Origin of the sequence: Caballeronia sp., assembly GCF_028292365.1 — a bacterium.
In the GTDB taxonomy this organism is placed as follows: Bacteria; Pseudomonadota; Gammaproteobacteria; order Burkholderiales; family Burkholderiaceae; genus Caballeronia.
The window spans coordinates 1-3,530 of sequence record NZ_JAQGMM010000532.1 but is presented as its reverse complement, the minus strand read 5'-3'; the positions used below and the strand labels follow the sequence as shown (position 1 = coordinate 3,530).

The following is a 3,530-nucleotide window of genomic DNA, read 5'->3' as shown; positions in this document are numbered from 1 at the left end:
CCGAAGGGCTCGCACTGGTTGTGGTCGTGGTCGCTCGCGATTCCGAAGACCTCGAAGTCGCAGGACGCCGCGAAGAAATTTGCGACTTGGGCGACGTCGAAGGAGTACATCCAACTGGCTGCGAAGGACGAAGGCTGGGCATCGGTTCCGCCGGGCACGCGCAAGTCGACCTACGCGAACGCCGAGTACAAGAAGGCCGCACCGTTCGGCGACTTCGTGCTGAGCGCGATCTTGTCGGCTAATCCAAACGATTCGTCGCTGAAGAAGGTGCCGTACTCGGGTATTCAGTTCGTCGGCATTCCTGAGTTTCAGTCATTCGGTACGGTCGTCGGCCAGTCCATTGCAGGCGTGGTCGCAGGACAAACCACCGTTGATGCAGCTCTGAAAGCCGGTAACGCCGCAGCCGATCGCGCAGTGAAACAGGCGGGCTATCAGAAATAAGCGGGAAATAAGCGGGAAATAAGCATACTCAAAGCAGTCAAGGCGGAAACTTCTAGCGCCTAACGTAGTACAGCCGGCCGCGCCGCTCTTCCAGCAAGAGTTCGCGCGCGGCCTGCGCTTCATCGAGAGGTGACACGATCATGAGTCAACTTAATCCCCCCATACCGAACAGCTACGCGGAATCCGCGGCGGCGCGCGACAAGAAACGCGCGAAGTCGGTTCGCTGGCTGATCACGCCGACTACCGCCGTACTGTTACTATGGATGGCCATCCCGCTCGCGATGACCATCTGGTATTCGTTCTCGCGATACAACCTGCTGAATCCGGACGTCAAAGGTTTTGCGGGTATCGATAATTATGAGTTCCTCGCTACCGATCCGGCGTTCGGTCCATCGATCGTTCATACGCTGGTGCTGATCGGGTCGGTGTTGCTGATAACCGTGGTTGGCGGCGTGCTGCTCGCGGTGCTGTTCGACCGCAAGTTCATCGGCCAGGGCATCGCACGCTTGCTCGTGATTGCACCGTTCTTCGTCATGCCGACGGTCAGCGCGCTGATCTGGAAGAACATGATCCTGCATCCGGTGTATGGATTGGTCGCGGCGTTGATGCGTTTCTTAGGCATGCAGCCAATCGACTGGTTCGGCGACTATCCGTTGTTTGCTGTGATCGTGATTGTCGCGTGGCAGTGGCTACCGTTTGCATTCCTGATTCTGTTCACGGCGATTCAATCGCTGGATCAGGAGCAGAAGGAAGCCGCGCGGATCGACGGTGCAGGTGCGTTCTCCATGTTCTTCTACATCACGCTGCCGCACTTGAAACGCGCGATTGCCGTGGTGGTGATGATGGAAACCATTTTCCTGCTCTCCATCTTCGCTGAAATCTATACGACGACCGGCGGTGGCCCAGGCACGGCGACCACCATCCTGTCGTACTTGATCTACGCGCTCGGCCTGCAGCAATTCGACGTCGGTCTGGCTTCTGCCGGCGGCATTCTGGCGGTCGTGCTGGCGAACGTCGTGGCGTTCTTCCTGGTGCGCATGCTCGCGAAGAACCTGAAAGGGGAGTACGAATCATGAGCCATCCCGTTACCGCAACAACGTCGGTGCCGATCCTCGACACGCTCAAGCGTGGCGTGCTGGGTGTGATCGCGTGGCTGTTCGCGCTGCTGCTGTTTTTCCCGATCTTCTGGATGACCATCACGGCGTTCAAGACCGAGCAGCAAGCGTATTCGTCGTCGCTGATCTTCACGCCGACGCTCGATAGTTTCCGCGAGGTGTTCGCGCGCAGTAACTACTTTGCGTTTGCGTGGAACTCCATCCTGATCTCGGTCGGCGTCACGGTGATCTGCTTGTTGTTCGCCGTGCCGTGCGCCTATGCGATGGCGTTTTTCCCGACGAAGAAGACGCAGAAAGTGCTGCTGTGGATGCTCTCGACGAAGATGATGCCGTCGGTTGGCGTGCTCGTGCCGATCTACCTGCTGTGGAAAAACACCGGCATGCTCGACACGGTGTGGGGTTTGGTCATCGTCTACACGCTGATCAACTTGCCGATTGCCGTCTGGATGTCCTACACGTACTTCAACGAAATTCCGCGCGACATCCTGGAAGCAGGGCGTATAGACGGCGCGGCGACGTGGCAGGAAATCGTCTACTTGCTGATGCCGATGTCGCTGCCCGGGCTCGCCTCCACCGCGTTGCTGCTCGTGATCCTGTCGTGGAACGAGGCGTTCTGGAGCATCAACCTTTCGAGTTCGAACGCGGCGCCGCTGACGGTGTTTATCGCGTCGTATTCGAGTCCTGAAGGCTTGTTCTGGGCAAAGCTTTCGGCGGCTTCATTGCTCGCTGTCGCGCCGATCCTGATTGTCGGCTGGTTGTCGCAGAAGCAACTGGTGCGCGGCCTGACCTTCGGCGCGGTGAAATGAGCTGTGACCCGAGCTGCAATTTGAGCTGTAACCCGAAGTGGAACGCGAGGTTGATCCAGTGAACCTGAACTTGTCCCAAGCCGGCGTACCGGACGTGCTCGCTCCAGCAGATGTCCTCGACGGGCATCTGCTGATCTGCGACTGCGACGGCGTATTGATCGACAGCGAAGCCATTGCGGGACGCGTGCTCGTGCAGGAGATGCAGGCACTCTGGCCCGGCGTGGATGCCGAGCCGATCGTCACGCCGCTGCTCGGGCTGCGGATCGAAACGGTGCTGCTGCGCACGGCTGAAGCACTTGGCCGGACGCTCGATCTGGCCCAGATCGACGCAATCCGGGTGGTCGTGGAAGCCGCGGCCGTGGAAGGGCCGGCAGTCGATGGAATCGAGGCCGCGCTGGCCGCGATTTCCTTGCGCAAGGCCTGCGCGAGCAACAGCTTTACGTCGTATGTGGAAGCCGTGCTGAACCGCACGGGCCTCGTGCGGTTTTTCGGCGAGCGTCTGTTTTGCGCCGATAAAGTGCCGAACCCGAAACCCGCGCCCGACGTGTACCTCGCGGCGGCGCGGACCCTGCGGGTCGCACCCGAACGCTGCGTGGTGGTCGAAGACAGCGTGACCGGCGTCACCGCGGCAGCGGCGGCGGGCATGACCGTGCTGGGTTTCCTGGGCGGCGGTCATGCAACTGAAGGACAAATTGATGCGCTGAAACGTGCTGGCGCAAGTGTCGTGTTCGACGAGATGGGACAACTCCCCACGCTCGTCGGGCAGTGGCTGCAAAACGCAAGCTTCGAACTGCCGTGAGCCTCTTGCTCGCAGAAAACGAAGCCAAGTTAAAGACGGAGACTCCATCATGGCAAGCCTGAATCTGCGTAACATCAACAAGCGCTACGAAGAAACGGAAGTGATTCGCAGCGTGAACCTCGATATCGCCGATGGCGAGTTCGTCGTGTTCGTGGGCCCAAGCGGTTGCGGCAAATCCACGCTGATGCGGATGATCGCCGGGCTGGAAGATATCACCGGCGGCGACCTGACTATTGACGGCGTGCGCGTGAACGACGTGCAGCCGGCCAAGCGCGGGATTGCGATGGTGTTCCAGTCGTACGCGCTGTATCCGCACATGACGCTGTACGACAACATGGCGTTTGGCCTGAAGCTGGCCGGCACGAGCAA

Annotated in this window: 4 protein-coding genes and 1 pseudogene; all 5 read left to right on the top strand. The window is 59.8% G+C overall.

Features of this window, described 5'->3' with window-relative positions; all coding sequences use genetic code 11:
• Nucleotides 1-441 (top strand): annotated as a pseudogene (locus JWR14_RS31285) (extracellular solute-binding protein); the annotation flags it as partial.
• Between the two features lie 140 nt (nt 442-581).
• Nucleotides 582-1,517, top strand: coding sequence for a sugar ABC transporter permease (locus JWR14_RS31280; protein ID WP_299717134.1), 936 nt, complete (start codon nt 582-584; stop codon nt 1,515-1,517).
• On the top strand, nt 1,514-2,362 hold the full coding sequence (locus JWR14_RS31275; protein ID WP_299717132.1) for a carbohydrate ABC transporter permease: 849 nt from the start codon (nt 1,514-1,516) through the stop codon (nt 2,360-2,362). The genes JWR14_RS31280 and JWR14_RS31275 overlap by 4 nt, the downstream gene beginning before the upstream one ends.
• Nucleotides 2,363-2,456: 94 nt before the next feature.
• Nucleotides 2,457-3,161: an HAD family phosphatase gene (locus tag JWR14_RS31270; protein ID WP_299717138.1), complete on the top strand. Its 705-nt coding sequence runs from the start codon at nt 2,457-2,459 to the stop codon at nt 3,159-3,161.
• 49 nt (nt 3,162-3,210) lie between these two features.
• The coding region (locus JWR14_RS31265; protein WP_299717130.1) for an ATP-binding cassette domain-containing protein at nt 3,211-3,530 on the top strand (320 nt) is incomplete at its 3' end.